The organism is Pseudomonas sp. 21LCFQ02 (assembly GCF_024129895.2).
Classification (GTDB): domain Bacteria; phylum Pseudomonadota; class Gammaproteobacteria; order Pseudomonadales; family Pseudomonadaceae; genus Aquipseudomonas.
On sequence record NZ_CM178749.1, the window covers coordinates 5,384,446 to 5,401,057 of the forward strand.

General features: G+C 64.0%; 18 protein-coding genes. 11 read left to right on the forward strand and 7 right to left on the reverse strand.

Annotated features, from left to right (window positions below; all coding sequences use genetic code 11):
* Positions 1 to 19 precede the first annotated feature (19 nt).
* The 7 genes from NJC40_RS24320 to NJC40_RS24350 all read right to left on the reverse strand — a co-directional run bounded on the left by NJC40_RS24320 (position 20) and on the right by NJC40_RS24350 (position 5,852).
* Positions 20 to 1,426, reverse strand: coding sequence for an ABC transporter substrate-binding protein (locus NJC40_RS24320; protein ID WP_253141080.1), 1,407 nt, complete (start codon positions 1,424 to 1,426; stop codon positions 20 to 22).
* A 130-nt stretch (positions 1,427 to 1,556) separates the two neighbouring features.
* Complete coding sequence (locus NJC40_RS24325) at positions 1,557 to 1,802, reverse strand: 4Fe-4S dicluster domain-containing protein (RefSeq protein WP_253141079.1); 246 nt, start codon at positions 1,800 to 1,802, stop codon at positions 1,557 to 1,559.
* A 103-nt stretch (positions 1,803 to 1,905) separates the two neighbouring features.
* On the reverse strand, positions 1,906 to 3,636 hold the full coding sequence (locus NJC40_RS24330) for a fumarate reductase/succinate dehydrogenase flavoprotein subunit (protein ID WP_253141078.1): 1,731 nt from the start codon (positions 3,634 to 3,636) through the stop codon (positions 1,906 to 1,908).
* On the reverse strand, positions 3,633 to 4,391 hold the full coding sequence (locus tag NJC40_RS24335; RefSeq protein ID WP_253141077.1) for a GntR family transcriptional regulator: 759 nt from the start codon (positions 4,389 to 4,391) through the stop codon (positions 3,633 to 3,635). The genes NJC40_RS24330 and NJC40_RS24335 overlap by 4 nt, the downstream gene beginning before the upstream one ends.
* Before the next feature lie 165 nt (positions 4,392 to 4,556).
* A complete protein-coding gene (locus NJC40_RS24340; protein WP_253141076.1) occupies positions 4,557 to 5,120 on the reverse strand; it encodes a GNAT family N-acetyltransferase in 564 nt (187 codons plus the stop codon).
* Positions 5,120 to 5,674, reverse strand: a complete 555-nt coding sequence (locus tag NJC40_RS24345) for an RNA polymerase sigma factor (RefSeq protein ID WP_253141075.1) — start codon at positions 5,672 to 5,674, stop codon at positions 5,120 to 5,122. Before NJC40_RS24345 ends, NJC40_RS24340 begins: the two co-directional genes overlap by 1 nt.
* Complete coding sequence (locus tag NJC40_RS24350; RefSeq protein WP_253111467.1) at positions 5,649 to 5,852, reverse strand: hypothetical protein; 204 nt, start codon at positions 5,850 to 5,852, stop codon at positions 5,649 to 5,651. Before NJC40_RS24350 ends, NJC40_RS24345 begins: the two co-directional genes overlap by 26 nt.
* A gap of 82 nt (positions 5,853 to 5,934) precedes the next feature.
* Between NJC40_RS24350 and sctW the strand changes: the two genes are divergently transcribed.
* Genes sctW through sctU form a run of 11 tightly spaced genes read left to right on the forward strand, consistent with a single transcriptional unit; the run spans position 5,935 to position 16,332 of the window.
* Positions 5,935 to 7,044 (forward strand): type III secretion system gatekeeper subunit SctW, encoded by a 1,110-nt coding sequence (gene sctW / locus NJC40_RS24355; protein ID WP_253141074.1) that lies wholly within the window; start codon positions 5,935 to 5,937, stop codon positions 7,042 to 7,044.
* A complete protein-coding gene (sctV, locus tag NJC40_RS24360) occupies positions 7,041 to 9,134 on the forward strand; it encodes a type III secretion system export apparatus subunit SctV (RefSeq protein ID WP_253141073.1) in 2,094 nt (697 codons plus the stop codon). The genes sctW and sctV overlap by 4 nt, the downstream gene beginning before the upstream one ends.
* Positions 9,135 to 9,147: 13 nt before the next feature.
* Complete coding sequence (locus NJC40_RS24365) at positions 9,148 to 10,077, forward strand: FHA domain-containing protein (protein WP_045493020.1); 930 nt, start codon at positions 9,148 to 9,150, stop codon at positions 10,075 to 10,077.
* A complete protein-coding gene (locus NJC40_RS24370; RefSeq protein WP_363321689.1) occupies positions 10,074 to 11,432 on the forward strand; it encodes a FliI/YscN family ATPase in 1,359 nt (452 codons plus the stop codon). Before NJC40_RS24365 ends, NJC40_RS24370 begins: the two co-directional genes overlap by 4 nt.
* Positions 11,419 to 11,883, forward strand: coding sequence for a type III secretion protein (locus tag NJC40_RS24375; protein WP_045493024.1), 465 nt, complete (start codon positions 11,419 to 11,421; stop codon positions 11,881 to 11,883). The genes NJC40_RS24370 and NJC40_RS24375 overlap by 14 nt, the downstream gene beginning before the upstream one ends.
* Positions 11,880 to 12,437 (forward strand): type III secretion system HrpP C-terminal domain-containing protein, encoded by a 558-nt coding sequence (locus tag NJC40_RS24380; protein ID WP_253141072.1) that lies wholly within the window; start codon positions 11,880 to 11,882, stop codon positions 12,435 to 12,437. The genes NJC40_RS24375 and NJC40_RS24380 overlap by 4 nt, the downstream gene beginning before the upstream one ends.
* Before the next feature lies 1 nt (position 12,438).
* The gene (locus tag NJC40_RS24385) at positions 12,439 to 13,497 is read left to right on the forward strand and encodes a FliM/FliN family flagellar motor switch protein (RefSeq protein ID WP_253141071.1); all 1,059 of its coding nucleotides are present in this window, start codon (positions 12,439 to 12,441) and stop codon (positions 13,495 to 13,497) included.
* 26 nt (positions 13,498 to 13,523) lie between these two features.
* Positions 13,524 to 14,147 carry a type III secretion system export apparatus subunit SctR gene (gene sctR, locus NJC40_RS24390; RefSeq protein ID WP_373568421.1) on the forward strand — a complete coding sequence of 208 codons (624 nt, stop codon included), beginning with the start codon at positions 13,524 to 13,526 and terminating at the stop codon, positions 14,145 to 14,147.
* Positions 14,148 to 14,159: 12 nt separating this feature from the next.
* On the forward strand, positions 14,160 to 14,420 hold the full coding sequence (sctS, locus tag NJC40_RS24395) for a type III secretion system export apparatus subunit SctS (protein ID WP_045493033.1): 261 nt from the start codon (positions 14,160 to 14,162) through the stop codon (positions 14,418 to 14,420).
* A 1-nt stretch (position 14,421) separates the two neighbouring features.
* The gene (gene sctT / locus NJC40_RS24400; protein ID WP_045493034.1) at positions 14,422 to 15,219 is read left to right on the forward strand and encodes a type III secretion system export apparatus subunit SctT; all 798 of its coding nucleotides are present in this window, start codon (positions 14,422 to 14,424) and stop codon (positions 15,217 to 15,219) included.
* An 18-nt stretch (positions 15,220 to 15,237) separates the two neighbouring features.
* The gene (gene sctU / locus NJC40_RS24405; RefSeq protein WP_253141070.1) at positions 15,238 to 16,332 is read left to right on the forward strand and encodes a type III secretion system export apparatus subunit SctU; all 1,095 of its coding nucleotides are present in this window, start codon (positions 15,238 to 15,240) and stop codon (positions 16,330 to 16,332) included.
* Positions 16,333 to 16,612 lie beyond the last annotated feature (280 nt).

The window sequence follows — 16,612 nt, forward strand, 5'->3', positions numbered from 1 at the left end:
AACCTGCGCACGGCGGCTGTCAGCGGCTGGCCACGGCCTGGCTGCTGGCACTGTTGAAGTCCAGGACCTTGCCGCCCTGGGCGCTGGCGAAGGTCTGTGCCTGGCCCTGGAGCAGGAAGGCTTTGAGCTGGCCCTTGGCATCGGTGGCGAACCAGGCCTGGTCGGCCAGCAGTTTGATGCCGCTGTCATTGGCCTGGGCGTAAATCGCGCGGATTTCTTTACCGTCTTTTTTCAATTGCGCCAGGGCGCTGAAGGCCGACTCCGGGCTCTGGTAATGGCGCACTTTGGCTTCGCCCCTGACCCAGATCTGCGCCACGTTGCGCGGGTCGCTGATCGGTTTGCCGGTCAGCGCATCGTTGGCCTGCAGCGGCTGCTGGGCGTAGTTGGCCAGTTGCGCGCTGTAATCCACGCCCGACGCCTTGTAGGCGGCGCGCAGGTACTGGTCATCAATGAAGGTGTCGAGGTTCAGGCCCCGGTCAGCCTTTTTCAGCAGTTTGAGGGTGTCGATGGCGGTGCCGACTGCCTGACGGTACTCGGGCTTCCAGCTCAGGTCGCGAGTCTGCAGGCCCAGCGGGCCGTAGAACAGGTAATTGACCTGGGCCTCGATGCCGGTGACCTTCTCGACCAGCTCGCTGTATTTTTCCGGGTCGGCCGAAAGCAACTGGTTGGCCTCGATGCTGGCGCGCAGGTAGGCGACCACCACTTCGGGGTACTTCTTGGCGTAGTCTTCATCGACCAGTGCACCGTGGAAAGTCGGCGCACCGGACTGCGAACCGTCATAGATCTTGCGGGCGAAACCGCGGCTTGGGAACAGTTCGGCGAACGGTACAAAATCGGCGTGGGCCTCGATCTTGTTGGCCTGCAAGGCGGAGCCTGCGACTTCCGGGGCCTGGGCAATGATGTTGACGTCCTTGAGCGGGTCCCAGCCCTGGGCGGCGACGGCGCGCAACAGCATGCCATGGGAGGTGGAAGCGAACGGCACCGAGATGGTTTTGCCCTTGAGCTCGCTGATGTCCTGCACCTTCGAGGCACTCGGTACCACGATGCCGTTGCCGCTGCCCTGGATGCTGCCCGACAGCACGCTGATGAACTTGCTGTGCTTGCCGGCCGCTTCGAAGGCCACGCCATTGAAACTGCCAGGGAAGTCGGCCATGGCGCCCAGATCGAGCTTGCCGGCCACCATCTCGTTGGTCAGCGGCGCGCCGCTGGTGAAGTTCTTCCACTGCACGTCGTAAGTGACGTCTTTGTACTTGCCATCGCGCGGCAGGTATTTGTCCAGCAGACCCAGTTCGCGGATCAGCAGGCCACCGGCGGCGCAGTTGATGGTGGTGTCCTGGGTGCCGATGGCGACCCGGATGGTTTCGGCCTGCACGGACAGGCTCAGGGAGGTCAGCACGAAGCCGGCAAAAGCTGCACGCAATAGCATGGGTAGTTCCCCTCGAATCATTAAAAAGTTGTTCGTCTCCGCCGCGATCAGGCGCGGTGGGAAACGAGGGGGTGGGTCTCTCAGGCGTCCGGCTGAAACCGGATGGCGTCACTCACGATGAGTGATTGACTCAGCGCAGCAGGTAAGGAATCTCGACCTTCACCGCACCCGTCGGGCAGTCCTTTTCGCAGGGCATGCAGTACCAGCATTCGTCGAAAGCCATATAAGCCTTCTGCGTTGCCGGGTTGATGGCCAGCAGGTCCATCGGGCACACGTCGACGCAGACCGTGCAGCCCTTGTGGGCGATGCATTTGTCTTCGTCCACCGTCACCGGGGCATTGGAGCGAAACAGGATTTCCTGAGGCTGGTAGGCCATTTCACGGTGTCCTCGGCGCCTTTGGCGCTCTCTGATCATTCGTTTTGCAGGGACGCGAGGCGGCGATGCCACGGGATCTTGTGTCTGTTGTTCGACGCGGCTGTCAGGCCGCGTGGGCACCAACCCGCAAGCGGTCGTAGGCCTGCAACTCATCGGCGTCCAGGGCGATGATGTAGGGCTCTACCGGTTTCTTGAAGCTGACCATCTGGCCGTGCCGGTCTTTTTTCAGGTGGCAGTGGCAGAACCAGTCGGCGTCGTTGCGCTGCGGATGGTCGACCCGGTGGTGGTACAGGCCCCAGCGGCTTTCGGCGCGGTACAACGATGCGCGGGCGGCCATTTCTGCGCAGTCGCGGATCACGCTGACTTCCATGGCGCGCATCAGTTCGTGGGCGTTATGCGCCTTGATCTGCTCCAGGTCCTGCTCGATGAAGGCAAAGCGCTGCAGGCCGATCTGCATTTTTTTGGTCACTTTCGGCGGTTGCAGGTAGTCATTGACGAAGCGCCGCAGCTTGTATTCGACCTGGGCCGGCGGCAGGCCGTGCTCACGATCCAGCGGTGCGTAGACCCGCGCTTGCTCGCGCTCGACCTGAGCGGCATCAAGCGGCGGATGTTCGCGGCTGGCGACATAGTCGGCCGCGTTGACCCCGGCGAACCAGCCATAGGTAAAAGCCCCGAGCATGTAGTTGTGCGGCACCGCCGCCATGTCACCAGCCGAGTACAGGCCCTTGACCGAGGTCTCGGCGCGCTCGTTGACCCATACCCCGGAAGCCGAGTGGCCGCTGCAAAAACCGATTTCCGAAATGTGCATCTCGACCATCTGGCTGCGATAGTCGGTGCCGCGGTTGGCGTGGAACTGGCCACGGCTGGGACGTTCGTTGCTGTGCAGGATCTCTTCGATGTTCTGGATGGTTTCTTCGGCCAGATGGTCGAGTTTGAGGAACACCGGGCCGTTGCCGCTTTCCAGCTCCTGATGAAACTCCCACATCATCTGCCCGCTCCAGTAGTCGCACTCGATGAAGCGTTCACCCTTGTTGTTGGCGGTGTAGCCGCCCAACGGGCCGGTGACGTAGGCGCAGGCCGGGCCGTTGTAATCCTTGATCAGCGGGTTGATCTGGAAGCATTCCAGGTTGGCCAGTTCGGCACCGGCATGGTAGGCCATGGCATAGCCGTCACCGGCGTTGGTCGGGTTTTCGTAGGTACCCATCAGGTAGCCCGAGGACGGCAGGCCCAGCCGGCCGGCTGCGCCGCAGCAGAGGATCACCGCCTTGGCCTTGATCACATGAAAGTCCGCCGTGCGGCAGTCGAACCCCATCACCCCGCTGACCGTACCTTCAACATCGGTGAGTAGCCGGGTGCACACCAGCCGGTTGGTGATTTCGACCCGTGCCCGCTTGAGCTGGCGGTACAGCACCTTCTTGATGTCGTGGCCCTCGGGCATCGGCAACACATAGGCGCCCATGTGATGGACCTTTTTCACCGCGTAGTCGCCGGTCTCGTCCTTCTCGAACTTCACCCCCCAGCGATCCAGTTGCTCGATGGTCGCGTAACTGTGGGTGGCATAGGCATGCACCGCCGCCTGGTTGACGATGCCGTCGTTGGCGATGGTGATTTCCTTGGTGTATTGCTCCGGGGTGGAATGGCCGGGAATCACCGCGTTGTTCAGGCCGTCCATGCCCATGCTGATCGCCCCGCTGCGTTTGACGTTGGCCTTGTCGACCAGCAACACGCGCAACTCGCGGTTATGTTCCTTGGCTTTGATCGCCGCCATGGGGCCGGCGGTGCCGCCGCCGATCACGACGATATCGTACTCCTGCTGCAACACTGCCCGGCTCATGCCTGGTCCTCCCGCTGACGGTCGATGCGCAGGCGATACTGGAAAGCATCGCCCCGGTAATACAGGTATTCGAAGTCCACTGGCTGGCCGGCAGCGCTATGGGTCAGGCGCTCAATGCGCATGATCGGCGAGCCGGCCTCAACGTTCAGCGCCTGGGTCAGGTCGCTATCGGCCAGCACCGCGTCGATCGCAAGGTCGGCATGACCCAGCGGCAGCGCGCAGTCGTTTTCCAGAATCAGAAAGATGTCGCGGGTCACCAGGTCGGCGCCTTCGAGGCGCTCACCGATGACCTTGGGCAGGTAGGTGATTTCCAGTGACACCGGCTCGCGATTGATCAGCCGCACGCGCTTGATCTGCACCACTTGTTCGCCTTCGCTCAGTTGCAGGCGCTCGGCCACCGGCCGGGGGGCCGGCACATAGCGAAAGCTGCGCAGCCGGTTGACCACTTCGTAACCGCGCCCGGCCATCGACTCGGCCAGGCCCTGCAAGGTGCTGACATTCTGGAACGCCTTGGGCCGGGCAACGAAGGTGCCCTTGCCGTGGATCTTGAAGATCAGCCCTTCCTTCTGCAGGTCACCCAGTGCCTGGCGCACAGTGATCCGGCTGACCTTGAACGTAGCGCCCAACTCGCTCTCCGAGGGCATCTGGCTGCCGGGGGCGTATTCGCCGTCGAGAATTCTGGCGCGCAGCAGTTCGCGCAGTTGTGAGTGCAGCGGCACACTGGAAAGCGGCAGGAGGACCTTGTTGTCTTGCATTGCGAAATCACTTGTCATAACGAGTCATGACAAGAAGATAAGGATTCAGCCACAGCGACGGAAATACCGTTTGAGCATATGGTTAGAAGCCATCTCTGAGGACGCCGGAACAGAGACCTTCAAGGTCGCTGCTCCATGCGTCTGGCTCAGTGTTGCAGCCTCCGGTCAGTCAGGTGCGGCGGCGCTGAGCGGCACACTCAACGGCAACCCGAACAGCAGCACGTCGGCCCGCTGCTCCCCGAAACGGGCAATGTTGGGCAGCCGCGCCCACAGGGTGGCACCGATGGCAGTGACGATGCGCTGGCTCGGCACGTTGGCCGCCATGATCCAGGCCACCAGATTTTCAAGCCCCGCCTGGCGACCGAGGGCCACCGCACCGCGCCCCAGTGCCACGCCGATGCCACTGCCGTAGTGGTCGCGCCGGACGTAGATGGCCGCTTCACCGGTCTGGTAGCAGGCCTGGGTGCCCCAGCTGAAGCGGTTGATCGACAGCCAGCCCAGCACTTCGCCGCGCCGCTCAAAGACATACACCGGCAAACCGTCACGCTTGTAGAGGTTGATGTAGAACGTGACCTCTTCAAGGGTCATGGGCCGCACCACCGGCGAGTTGGCGCCGCTGGCGGCGGTTTCGTTGAAGATCTGCATCATCGCCGGCAGGTCGCTGTCACGTGATTCACGCAAACCTTTGGCCAGACGTGGCATGGCCGCTGCGTCGACAAAACTGTTCATCAGTGCATCCTCCGCGCATAAACCGAATGTTTGAGTTGCCCGCGCGCCCGTGCCAGGCGTGAGCGCACCGTGCCGATCGGCACCGCCAGGTGGCGGGCGGCGTCCTGATAGCTGATGTCCGAGTCGACCACCAGCTGGATCACCGTGCGCATGTCGGTGGACAGCTCATCAATGGCTTGCAGGGTGCGACCGAGGATGCGCTGATGGTCACTGACCTGGCTGGGGTCGTGGCCCTGCTCCAGGTGTTCCAGGTCCAGATCCGTCAGTTCCGTGGGCTGCGGCTGGTTGTAGAGGGTTTTGAAGTGGTTCCTGACCAGGTTTGCGGCAATGCCGAACAGCCATGTCTCGGGCCGGGAATGGCCCTGGTATTTGTGCTGATTGCGCCAGGCTTCCAGGTAGGTCATCTGCATCAGGTCATCGACATCGGCCTGGTTGAACACCCGCTTGCTGATGAACCCGCGCAGTTTCTTGGCGCTGCTTCTGGCCAGCCCTGCCACATCCACCGCGATGACCCCGATGACCTTTGCTTCACACATCTCGTTGTTGGCTTGCACGCTTGTATCCCTCATCCGTTAGACGGTTGCCGTTAGTGGCCCCAGAGGGAGAGCAGCGAACGTACCAGCTTTTATAAATTTTCAACTTGTTGATTTTTAAGGAAATAAACCTCGATAAAACAGCGTTTTGTGCCATTTGTGGCATTGCTGATACAAAACCGCGTGCCAGTTGTTGCACGACTTTCCTGGCTGCCGACCGGGGAACCCTTTGCTGCGTTGTGCCACTCAAGGCACATCCCTTTCTGGCGATAGCGCAGCCCATGAAAATCAACTCCTTTAGCGACCCCCGGCCCGACCTGGACCTGATTGCGCGGCCCGCGCCCGCAGAAGTGCGCACCCCGACGCTGCGCAATCCGCTGTTCGACTCCATGGAAGAAGTGGCGCTGAAATTCACCGAAAGCGTCGAGCGCCACAGCAAGTCGCTGGACGAGCGTCAGGTGCGCGAAAGCAGCACCGCCCAGCGTGTCGAACGGGTCGAAAAACTCACCCAGCTGTACCGCCTGCTCGACAACGCCGAACAGCCGGCCCTGGAACAACTGGCGCGGCGCATGCAGATCCAGATGCAGCAGCAGGCCGCGCTGGGCGGCATCCTGAATCTGGCCGACAACGACCCGACCCGGGCCGACCTGGCCCTGCAGCAGGCGGTGCGCATGGCCGCCGCCGAGGGCCGCCAGTCGCTGGCCGACCAGGCCCATGGGCTGCTCGACGAGTTGCGTCAAACCCACGGCGACAAGATTCGCGCCGGGCTCAACACCGCCAGTGCCATCGCCCTGTTCAGCAGCGATCCGGAACAACGCAGCGCCATGCGCCAGCTCTACTACGCCGCCATCGTCGCCCAGCAGCCGCTGGCCGCGCTGCTCGAAGCGCTGCTGGAGCGCTTCAACGAGGAACAGTTCACCCGTGGCCTGCGCACCCTGCAACGCGCCCTGGCCGACGACATCGCCGCCCTGGCCCCATCAATACCCGGCCCGGTGTTGCGCTCGATGCTGCGCGGGCTGGGTGCCGGCGGGCAGATCAACAACCTGCTCAAGAGCTGCCTGGCGCTGCTCGAACGCCTGGCGCACAAGAACCCCGGCAGCAGCATGACGGCGCTGGGCATGAGCAAGCGGGTGCTGCGCTTTTGTGCCAACGGCTTTTTCGCCCGTGACCTGACCCTGCTGGCCGAAGACACCCTGGGTCGTCAGCCTGAGCTGCAACCGGTGTTTTTCAACAGCCTGTACTCCTTGCTCCAGACCCTGCCGCTGGCAATCTGGAAAGACCTCAAGACCCGCCAGAACGGCCTGCGCCTGCTGATGGGCCTGATGGAGGAACTGGCCCGTCATGAACGCAAGGCGCTGGGCCTGGACGAAACCGCGAGGGTCGTGCAATGAGCTGGCTGATCCAGGCACTCAATCGGCTGGCCCTGGCGTTGACCGGGCGCAGCGAAATCATTGGTGCGGTGATGGTCATGGCCATCGTGTTCATGATGATCCTGCCCTTGCCCACCGCGCTGGTGGACGTGCTGATCGCCCTGAACATCTGCGTTTCGTCACTGTTGATCGTGCTGGCCATGTACCTGCCCAGGCCGCTGGCGTTCTCGACCTTTCCGGCGGTACTGCTGCTGACCACCATGTTCCGGTTGTCGCTGTCGATCGCCACCACCCGGCTGATCCTGTTGCAACAGGACGCCGGGCATATCGTCGAGGCGTTCGGCAGCTTCGTGGTCGGCGGCAACCTGGCAGTCGGCCTGGTGATTTTCCTGATCCTGACCATCGTCAACTTCCTGGTCATCACCAAGGGTTCAGAACGGGTCGCGGAAGTGGCAGCGCGCTTTACCCTCGATGCCATGCCGGGCAAGCAGATGTCGATCGACAGCGATTTGCGCGCCAACCTGATCACCGTGCGCGAGGCGCGTCAGCGCCGCGAAGAGCTGTCCAAGGAAAGCCAGCTGTTCGGCGCCATGGACGGCGCGATGAAGTTCGTCAAGGGCGACGCCATTGCCGGCCTGGTGATCGTGTTCATCAACCTGATTGGCGGTTTTTCCATTGGCGTGCTGCAAAACGGCATGGAAGCCGGTGCGGCCATGCACCTGTATTCGGTCCTGACCATCGGTGACGGCCTGATCGCACAGATTCCCGCGCTGCTGATCTCGCTGACCGCCGGCATGATCATCACTCGGGTCGCGCCCGACAACCAGAGCGCCGATATCAACATCGGCCATGAAATTGCCGACCAGTTGACCAGCCAGCCCAAAGCCTGGGTGATTTCCTCGCTGGGCATGCTCGGCTTTGCCGCCATCCCCGGCATGCCCACCGGGGTCTTTGTGTGCATCAGTCTGGTGTGCCTGTCCAGCGGCCTGTACCAGCTTTGGCGGGCCCGCCAGCGGCAGACGCAACAGGACAACCTCAACGCCGCCGGGCAGAGCGCACCGGAACTCAATGGCCGCGATGACATTCGCCGCTTCAACCCCTCGCGGGCCTACCTGCTGCAGTTCAACCCGGCCCGCCAGGACAGTGCCGAGACCGACGCGCTGTTGCAGGCGATCCGCCAGCGGCGCAACTCGCTGGTCCATAACTACGGCCTGACCCTGCCGTCGTTCGATATCGAGTTCACCGACCGCTGCGCAGACGACGAGTTTCGCTTCTGCGTGTATGAAGTACCGGTGATCCGTGCCACCTGCTTCAGTCCCCGCCTGGCGGTGGAGCAGCATTACCAGCACCAGGCCCGCGACGCCGAACCGGGCCAGCCCGAGCGCGACGAGCAACAGTGGATCTGGCTGGCGGCCGAAGACCCGCTGCTGAGCGACAGCGAGATCAGCCGCTTCAGCGCCCAAGAGTTAATAGTCGAGCGCATGCAGCGCGCCTTTCAGGCCACCGGGCCGCAGTTCATCGGCCTGCAGGAAAGCAAGGCGATCCTTGGCTGGCTGGAAAGCGAACAGCCCGAGCTTGCCCAGGAGCTGCAACGCACCCTGCCACTGGCGCGCTTCGCCGCCATCTTGCAGCGCCTGTCGGCCGAACTGGTGTCGCTGCGCTCGGTACGACCGATTGCCGAAACGCTGATCGAGCAAGGCCAGCATGAGCGTGACCTCAATGCCCTGACCGACCATGTGCGCATCGCCCTCAAGGCGCAGATCTGCCATCAGCACAGCGAAAACAACACCCTGCACACCTGGCTGATGACCCCGGAAACCGAGGTACTGCTGCGCGATGCGCTGCGCCAGACCCAGAACGAATCGTACTTTGCCCTGGACCCGGAGCTGGGCGGTGCGCTGCTCGAACAACTGCGCCAAGCCTTTACCGTGCAAGCCCGGCCAAGGCCGGTGCTGCTGGTCGCCCAGGACCTGCGCAGCCCGCTGCGCAGCCTGCTCAACGAAGAATTCAACCATGTCCCGGTACTGTCTTTCGCCGAACTGCTGTCAACGGTGCAAGTGCAGGTGCTGGGGCGTCTCGATCTGGAAGAAGCACAGGTCCTGATGGCCTGATGGAGCATGCCCGATGCAACAGCGAAACCTCTATGAACTGCGGGTCCTGACCGGCCTGCACCGCGGCGCCGCGCTGCCGCTGAGCGGCGACCAATGGTCGATCGGCTCGTCCAGCGGCTCGGACCTGGCGCTCTACGATCCAGGTATCAAAGACCGCCATTGCCTGCTGCGCCTGGTCGACGACACCTGGTCGCTGGCACGTGATGACGGCCCGGTGACCGACAGCGAAGGCCATAAGGTCGATGCCATCGAGCGCCTGGAACCCGGCACCCCGTTTGCGCTCAACGGGGTCTGGTTGTCGGTGACCAGCGCCAACACCGACTGGCCCACCGAAGACGAAGAACAGGACGCCGCACTGTTCGCCGACAGCCTGCTGGCCGCCGAACCCGAAACCCGGCCGCTGCCTGCCAGCGCGTTGCCCGCACGGCGTCCCCTGCTCGGGCCATTGCTGCTGATCGGCGCACTGCTGGTGTTCCTGGGTGTGGTGCTGTGGCTGTTCAACCAGCAGCCGCCGTTGCCGCCACCGGTCCAGACGCCGCACAAAACCGTGCTCAAGGACGCCGCAGCGGTTGAGAGCGTGCTGCACGGCATGCTCCGCGAACGCGAATTGCAAGACCGCATCAGCCTCAGTCAGGAGCAAGGCAAGATTCTGCTTAACGGCCGGTTCGACGAAGACGACCTGCTGCAGAGTGCATCGCGCCTGCTGCTCAACTTCGAACGTCAGTACAAGAGCCCGCTGCCGGTGCTCACCGCCCTGCCCTCGGCCACCGACAAGCTGCCGTTCAGCATCGTGCAGATCAGCAACAACCGCCTGCCCAACGTGCTGACCAATACCGGCCGGCGGATGTTCCTCGGGGATGAGGTCGATGGCGTGCGGCTGGTGGACATCAGCGAGAGCAAGCTGGTGTTCGAAGGTGAGCGGCGGGTCGAGGTGAGCTGGTGAACCCGGCGCTTCAGGCGCGTCTGGACGACTGGCGCAACAGCCGGCTGGCACGCATCGCCAGCCCTCCACCGGTGGAAATTCTCGGTCGCATCGCCGGGGTCAGCGGCATCCTGCTGCACAGCAGCATGCCCCGCGCGCGGATCGGCGACCTGTGCCAGATCCGCCGCGCCGACGGCAGCGAAGTGATGGCCGAAATCGTCGGTTTCGACCGCCAGTACACCCTGCTCGCCGCACTGGGCGCGCTGGACGGGATCGCCATCGGCGCGCCGGTCAGGCCGTTGTTCCAGCCGCACAGCCTGATCGTCGGCGAGCACCTGCTCGGCGCGGTGCTCGATGGCTTTGGCCGCTCGCTTGACGGTGACGGCCCGTCGGCCTTCGCGCTGGCCGGCGCACAGGGCGCATTGCCGGTGATCCGCGACGCCCCGGCCGCCACCGAACGGCCACGCATCGAGGCACCGCTGAGCACCGGCCTACGCTCGATCGACGGCCTGCTGACCCTGGGCGAAGGCCAGCGGGTCGGGGTGTTCGCCGGGGCCGGCTGCGGCAAGACCACCCTGCTCGCGGAGCTGGCGCGCAATACCCCGTGCCAGGCCATCGTGTTCGGCCTGATCGGCGAACGGGGCCGGGAGCTGCGCGAGTTTCTTGACCATGAGCTGGACGATGAACTGCGCGCCCGCACGGTGCTGGTGTGTTCCACCTCCGACCGCAGCAGCATGGAGCGCGCCCGTGCAGCGTTCACCGCCACCACCATTGCCGAGGGCTTTCGCCAACAGGGCCAGTCGACCCTGCTGATCATCGACTCGCTGACCCGCTTTGCCAGGGCCCAGCGCGAGATCGGCCTGGCCAGCGGCGAGCCGGCCGGGCGCGGCGGTTTGCCGCCTTCGGTGTACAGCCTGTTGCCACGCCTGGTCGAGCGGGCCGGGCGCACCCGTGGCGCGGCGATCACCGCACTGTATTCGGTGCTGATCGAGCAGGACTCGATGAACGACCCGGTGGCCGATGAAGTGCGCTCGCTGCTCGACGGCCACATCGTGCTGTCGCGCCGGCTGGCCGAGGCCGGGCACTACCCGGCGGTGGACGTGCTGGCCAGCCTGAGCCGGACCATGAGCAATGTCTCGGGAACCGAACAGCTGCACGGTGCCACACAGTTGCGCAGGCTACTGGCCGCTTATCAGCAAGTGGAGATGCTGATCAAGCTGGGCGAGTACCAGCCGGGCAACGATCCGCTGACCGACTTCGCCGTGCAGTCCCGTGACCGGGTCATGGCGTTTCTCCAGCAATCGCTGCGTGACCCGGTGTCGCTGGACGACACCCTGGACCACTTGATGCAGGTAATTGCCGATGTCCCACTCTGAATCCGATAGCCACGACCCGGCCAGCGATCCGCAACTGCAAAGCCTTGGCCAGACCCTCGACGTACTGGCGCCGATCCGCCGCCACCGGCTGACCCTCGCCGAGCAGGCCTGGCGTCGGCACCGGCAGGTGCTCGAAGCCCTGCGCCAGCGCCTGGACAGCCTGCACGCCGGCCTGCAACGACTGCAGCACGAGTTTCGCCAGTCGCGCCAGGAGCAGCGCGAGCAGCATGCCAACCGGCCGCTGCCGCTCAGTGAGATGAACGACTGGCTGGCCGCCGAGCGCCAGGCCATGCGCCAGATCGAAGAACACCAGCGGCGGGTGAATAACCTGCAAGACGAACACCGCCAGCAACAGCAGTGGACCGAGGACAGCCACCAGGAACTGCGGCGCCGCCAGCGCGACGTGGAGAAGCTTGATTACCTGCTCGATATGACCCGGAAGGCCTCATGAACAGCCGCCCGGCCCTGCACAAGCCACAACCGCCGCGCACGCCCGAGCCGCGTGCCCGGCAGCCTGACAACAGCGCCCCCGCTACACCGCCAGCGTCACGCCACGAGCGCAACGGGCCGGCGCACAGCGATACCCGCCTGGACAGCGAGCTGTTCGAAAGCCTGCTCGACGCCTCGCCCGCCACCGCGACCTGGCTGGGCAGCGAAACAGCGCAAGGGTTCAACGAGCCCTGGCAAGACCACGAACGACAAGGTGGCGGCGCCCCCGGTGCCGAACCTGCCCTGGCGTACTGGTGGGAGAGCCTGCTGGAAACCATCGAAACCCAACTGACTGCGCAGCAGCAGATCCCGGTCGAGGCGGTGCTGGAACTGCCGGTGCTCGGCCAGGTGCGCGTCCAGGTGGCTGACGATCGTGAAGGTCTGGCGATCACCTTGCGCTTCGACGACCCCGCCGCCTGGCGACACTGCCGCGAGACCGCCGAACACAGCCGCACCTGCCTCAGCGAGCGATTGTCACGCCCGGTGCGGCTCACCCTTGAACAGGCGGGCCAATGACATGAATGCCCATGTTCTGCACCTGCCGACCATGAGCCAGGCCGAAGCCTGCGTGCGCCAGCGGATCGGCGCCGGCCTGAGCCTGGCGTTCAACCTTGAAAGCCAGCCGGGCAGGCTTGACCTGCATCTGCTGCACGGGCCGGTTCAGGACCGTGACTACGCAGGTTTCGAGTGCGCCAGCGGCGCCCTGCGCCTGAGCGAGGCGCAAGCCCTGCTCGGGCTGCTGTCCAGTTGTCCGGCCCTGCTGCCGCCCAGTGACAGCGACGCCCAAGAGCATCACTGGTACTGGCAACTCTACAACCACTACCTCAGCGCCGAACTGCAAGCGCTGTTCGGCGCCCTGCAACCGCAGCCTGTGACGAGCCAGACCGGACAGCTGTGCGCGGTGCTGCAGGTGCGCTGCAACGGCTTGCAGGTCTGCGCCCGGCTGCAGGCCTCGGCGCCGACCCTGCTGGGCCTGCTTGAGCGCGGCCAGTGGCAACCGGCAAGCCCGGCGGCGGACTTCAACCTGCCGCTGGTCACCGCGCTGACCCTTGGCCAGTTACGCCTGACCCGCGCCGAGCTGGCCGGCCTGCGCCGCGGTGATGTGCTGCTCCCCGAGCAAGCGCTGTTCAGCCCCGAAGGCCGCGGCACGCTGCAACTTGGCAACTGGCGTCTGGGCCTGGCCCAGACTCCCGACCACCCGCTGTGTTTCACCCTGACCCAGATGGAGAGCCACCCCATGAACGCCCCGATCGACCACTTCTCTGCCGGCGACGCCGACCATCCGATGCATTTTGAGCAACTCGACGAGATGCTCCACGACCACGAGGCGGCGCCCCAGCACGACATGGCGCTGTTCGACGACCTGGCCCTCAACCTGAGCCTGCGCGCCGGGCACCTGTCGTTGAGTCTGGGCCAGATGCGCAGCCTGGCGGTGGGTTCGGTGCTGACCTTCAGCGGCTGCGCACCCGGCCAGGCGATGCTGTACTACGGCGAGCGGGTGCTGGGGCACGGCGAGCTGGTTAATGTCGAAGGCCGCCTGGGTCTGCAAATTACCCGGCTGGAAGCACTGCGGTGAATCTGCAGAATCTTGATCCGTTGACGATGGCGCTGTTTCTCGGCGCCTTGTCACTGGTGCCGTTGCTGATGATCATCTGCACGGCATTCCTGAAAATCGCCATGGTGCTGCTGATTACCCGCAACGCCATCGGCGTGCAGCAGGCGCCGCCGAACATGGCGCTGTACGGCATTGCCCTGGCGGCGACACTGTTCATCATGGCCCCGGTGTTCAACGAGATGGGCCAAAGGATCAAGAAACTGCCCGAGCGCCTGGACAGCCTCAGCGCCATGGAGCATTCGGCGCGCCACGTGATCGAGCCGCTGCGCCAATTCATGCAGCGCAACATCGACCCCGATATCCAGACTCACCTGCTGGACAACACCCAGCGCCTGTGGCCCAGCGAGATGGCCAGCCAGGTCAAGCGCGACGACCTGCTGCTGATCATTCCGGCGTTCGTGCTCTCGGAGCTACAGGCCGGGTTTCAGATCGGTTTTCTGATCTACGTGCCGTTTATCGTCATCGACCTGATCGTGTCGAACATCCTGCTGGCCCTGGGCATGCAGATGGTCGCGCCGATGACCATTTCGCTGCCGCTGAAAATTCTGTTGTTCGTTCTGGTGGACGGCTGGACCCGCCTGCTCGACGGGCTTTTCTACAGTTACCTGTGACAGCGAGGCCGCATGGATACCCTGACACTGTTCAAACAGGCCATGCTGCTGGTGGTGGTGCTGTCTGCCCCGCCGCTGATCGTGGCGGTGATCGTCGGCATCATCACCTCGCTGCTGCAAGCGGTGATGCAACTGCAGGACCAGACCCTGCCGTTCGCCATCAAGCTGGTCGCGGTCGGCGTCGCCCTGGCCCTGACCGGGCGCTGGATCGGTGTGGAACTCATTCAACTGACGCAACTGGCGTTCAGCATGATCCCCATGACGAGGCACTGAGATGTTCGAGCCCGCCTTCAAGGAGCTGAGCGAGTCGGTGCTGGCCCTGACCATCGGCATGGCCCGTTTGTACCCTTGCCTGTTCCTGATCCCGGCCTTCGCCTTCACTGAACTCAAGGGCATGTTGCGCCATGCCATCGTGCTGGCGCTATCGCTGATGGCCATGCCCGGTATCCGCCATGTGCTGCAAGGCCAGCAACTGGACTGGCTGGACCTGACCGCGCTGATGATCAAGGAAAGCGCGATCGGCCTGCTGCTGGGGGTGCTGCTGGCCATGCCGTTCTGGCTGTTCGAGGCAATCGGCTGCCTGTTCGACAACCAGCGCGGTGCGCTGATCGGCGGGCAGATCAACCCGGCACTGGGCGACAACACCTCGGAACTGGGGCACATGCTCAAGCAGGTGATGATCCTGCTGATGGTCATGGGCGGCGGCTACGCCAGCCTGACCCAGATCATGTGGGACAGCTACCTGGTCTGGCCGGCCACCCAGTGGGCGCCGCTGACCGGCGCTGAAGGCTTCGAAGTGTTCCTTACGCTGGTGGCCAGCACCTTGCGCTACATGGTGCTGTACGCCGCCCCCTTGGTGGGGCTGTTGCTGCTGATCGAATTCGGCATGGCGATCCTCAGCCTCTACAGCCCGCAACTGCAGGTCTCGACCCTGGCGATGCCGGCCAAGAGCCTGATCGGCCTGCTGTTTCTGGTGATTTACCTGCCGATGCTGATGTCGCTGGGCGAAGGCCGCCTGGCTGAGCTGAGCGACTTGCGCCACCTGCTGCCGGTGCTGCTCAAAGCCCCCTGACCCCGGAACACGCCCGCCATGAGCGAAAAAACCGAACAGCCCACCCAGAAAAAACTCCAGGACGCGCGCAAGAAAGGTCAGGTCGGACAAAGCCAGGACGTACCCAAATTGCTGATTTTCGCCGCCTTGATAGAGCTGATCCTGGCCTTGGTCGACAGCGGCATGCCGCGCCTGAAGGGCCTGATGCTGCTGCCGCTGAGCCAACTGGACCGGCCCTTCGCGGCCGCCAATGCCGAGGTGTGGAGCAAGGCGGCGCTGGAGCTGTTGCTGTTCATGCTGCCGGTGCTGGGTCTTGCGGTGGTGATGCGGCTGGTCGGCGGCTGGATTCAGTTCGGCCCGCTGTTCGCCCCCGAAGCGCTGAAACTGGATTTCGAGCGCATCAACCCGATTGGCCAGTTCAAGCAGATGTTTTCCGGCCGCAACCTGTTCAACCTGCTCAACAGCCTGTGCAAGGCGATCTTCATCGGCCTGGTGCTGTACTGGGTGCTGCCGCCGGCGCTGGGTGACCTGATCGGCCTGGCCCGTACCGATCTGGACAGTTACTGGCGCGCGCTGGTCGAGCTGTTCACCCGCCTGTCGCGGATCTGTCTCGGCCTGCTGCTGGTGCTGGCGGTGGTGGATTTTGCCTTGCAGAAGTACTTCTTCATCAAGGGCCAGCGCATGAGCCACGAAGACATCCGCAAGGAACACAAAGAGGTCGAAGGCGACCCGCACATGAAGTTCCACCGCAAATCGCTGGCCCGCGAGCTGGTCCAGCAGCCCGCGACTGCGGCACCGGCCAGAGCGCCGGTCGAAGAAGCCGACATGCTGCTGGTCAACCCCACCCACTTTGCCGTGGCGCTGTACTACCGCCCCGAAAAAACCCCGTTGCCGCGCATCCTGTGCAAGGGCCACGACGCCGACGCCCGCGAACTGATCGAACGCGCCCGCAAGGCCGGCGTGCCGGTGGTGCGCTTCGTCTGGCTGGCCCGCACCCTGTACCGCGAGCAAGTCGGCCAGTTCATCCCGCGCCCGACCCTGCAGGCCGTTGCCCAGGTGTACCGCTTGTTGCGGGAACTGGACGAACAGGCCAAGGGGGAATTGATTGATATGGCGCAGCATCCGCAACCGTAATGCCGATCAGTCCAGGCCAACGCGGTCCGGTGAGAGGCCCCCCTTACTGAGGCCCCGTCAGGCACAAATCCTGAAGTTGGCCGATACCTCGATGGGAGATTTTATGGTCTTGGGCAAGCGCTGCACATTGTCTATGGCTGTTGCACAACAGCAGATTCAGTGGTCTTACCGGCCCCTTCGCCAGCAAGCTGGCTCGCACCGGATCAGAGTCATGCCGGCTACTTGAGCCCGACCCGTACCCGGTGGGCTCAGCCGACGAAAGCGTCAGTACCTTCTCAAG

Coding starts and splice junctions, on each gene's coding strand:
- sctS (WP_045493033.1), top strand. CDS start 14,160: ATGGATACCCTGACACTGTTCAAACAGGCCATGCTGCTGGTGGTGGTG.
- NJC40_RS24365 (WP_045493020.1), top strand. CDS start 9,148: ATGCAACAGCGAAACCTCTATGAACTGCGGGTCCTGACCGGCCTGCAC.
- NJC40_RS24330 (WP_253141078.1), bottom strand. CDS start 3,636: ATGAGCCGGGCAGTGTTGCAGCAGGAGTACGATATCGTCGTGATCGGC.
- NJC40_RS24335 (WP_253141077.1), bottom strand. CDS start 4,391: ATGCAAGACAACAAGGTCCTCCTGCCGCTTTCCAGTGTGCCGCTGCAC.
- sctW (WP_253141074.1), top strand. CDS start 5,935: ATGAAAATCAACTCCTTTAGCGACCCCCGGCCCGACCTGGACCTGATT.
- NJC40_RS24340 (WP_253141076.1), bottom strand. CDS start 5,120: ATGAACAGTTTTGTCGACGCAGCGGCCATGCCACGTCTGGCCAAAGGT.
- NJC40_RS24325 (WP_253141079.1), bottom strand. CDS start 1,802: ATGGCCTACCAGCCTCAGGAAATCCTGTTTCGCTCCAATGCCCCGGTG.
- NJC40_RS24380 (WP_253141072.1), top strand. CDS start 11,880: ATGAACAGCCGCCCGGCCCTGCACAAGCCACAACCGCCGCGCACGCCC.
- NJC40_RS24320 (WP_253141080.1), bottom strand. CDS start 1,426: ATGCTATTGCGTGCAGCTTTTGCCGGCTTCGTGCTGACCTCCCTGAGC.
- NJC40_RS24385 (WP_253141071.1), top strand. CDS start 12,439: ATGAATGCCCATGTTCTGCACCTGCCGACCATGAGCCAGGCCGAAGCC.
- sctR (WP_373568421.1), top strand. CDS start 13,524: ATGGCGCTGTTTCTCGGCGCCTTGTCACTGGTGCCGTTGCTGATGATC.
- sctV (WP_253141073.1), top strand. CDS start 7,041: ATGAGCTGGCTGATCCAGGCACTCAATCGGCTGGCCCTGGCGTTGACC.
- NJC40_RS24375 (WP_045493024.1), top strand. CDS start 11,419: ATGTCCCACTCTGAATCCGATAGCCACGACCCGGCCAGCGATCCGCAA.
- sctT (WP_045493034.1), top strand. CDS start 14,422: ATGTTCGAGCCCGCCTTCAAGGAGCTGAGCGAGTCGGTGCTGGCCCTG.
- sctU (WP_253141070.1), top strand. CDS start 15,238: ATGAGCGAAAAAACCGAACAGCCCACCCAGAAAAAACTCCAGGACGCG.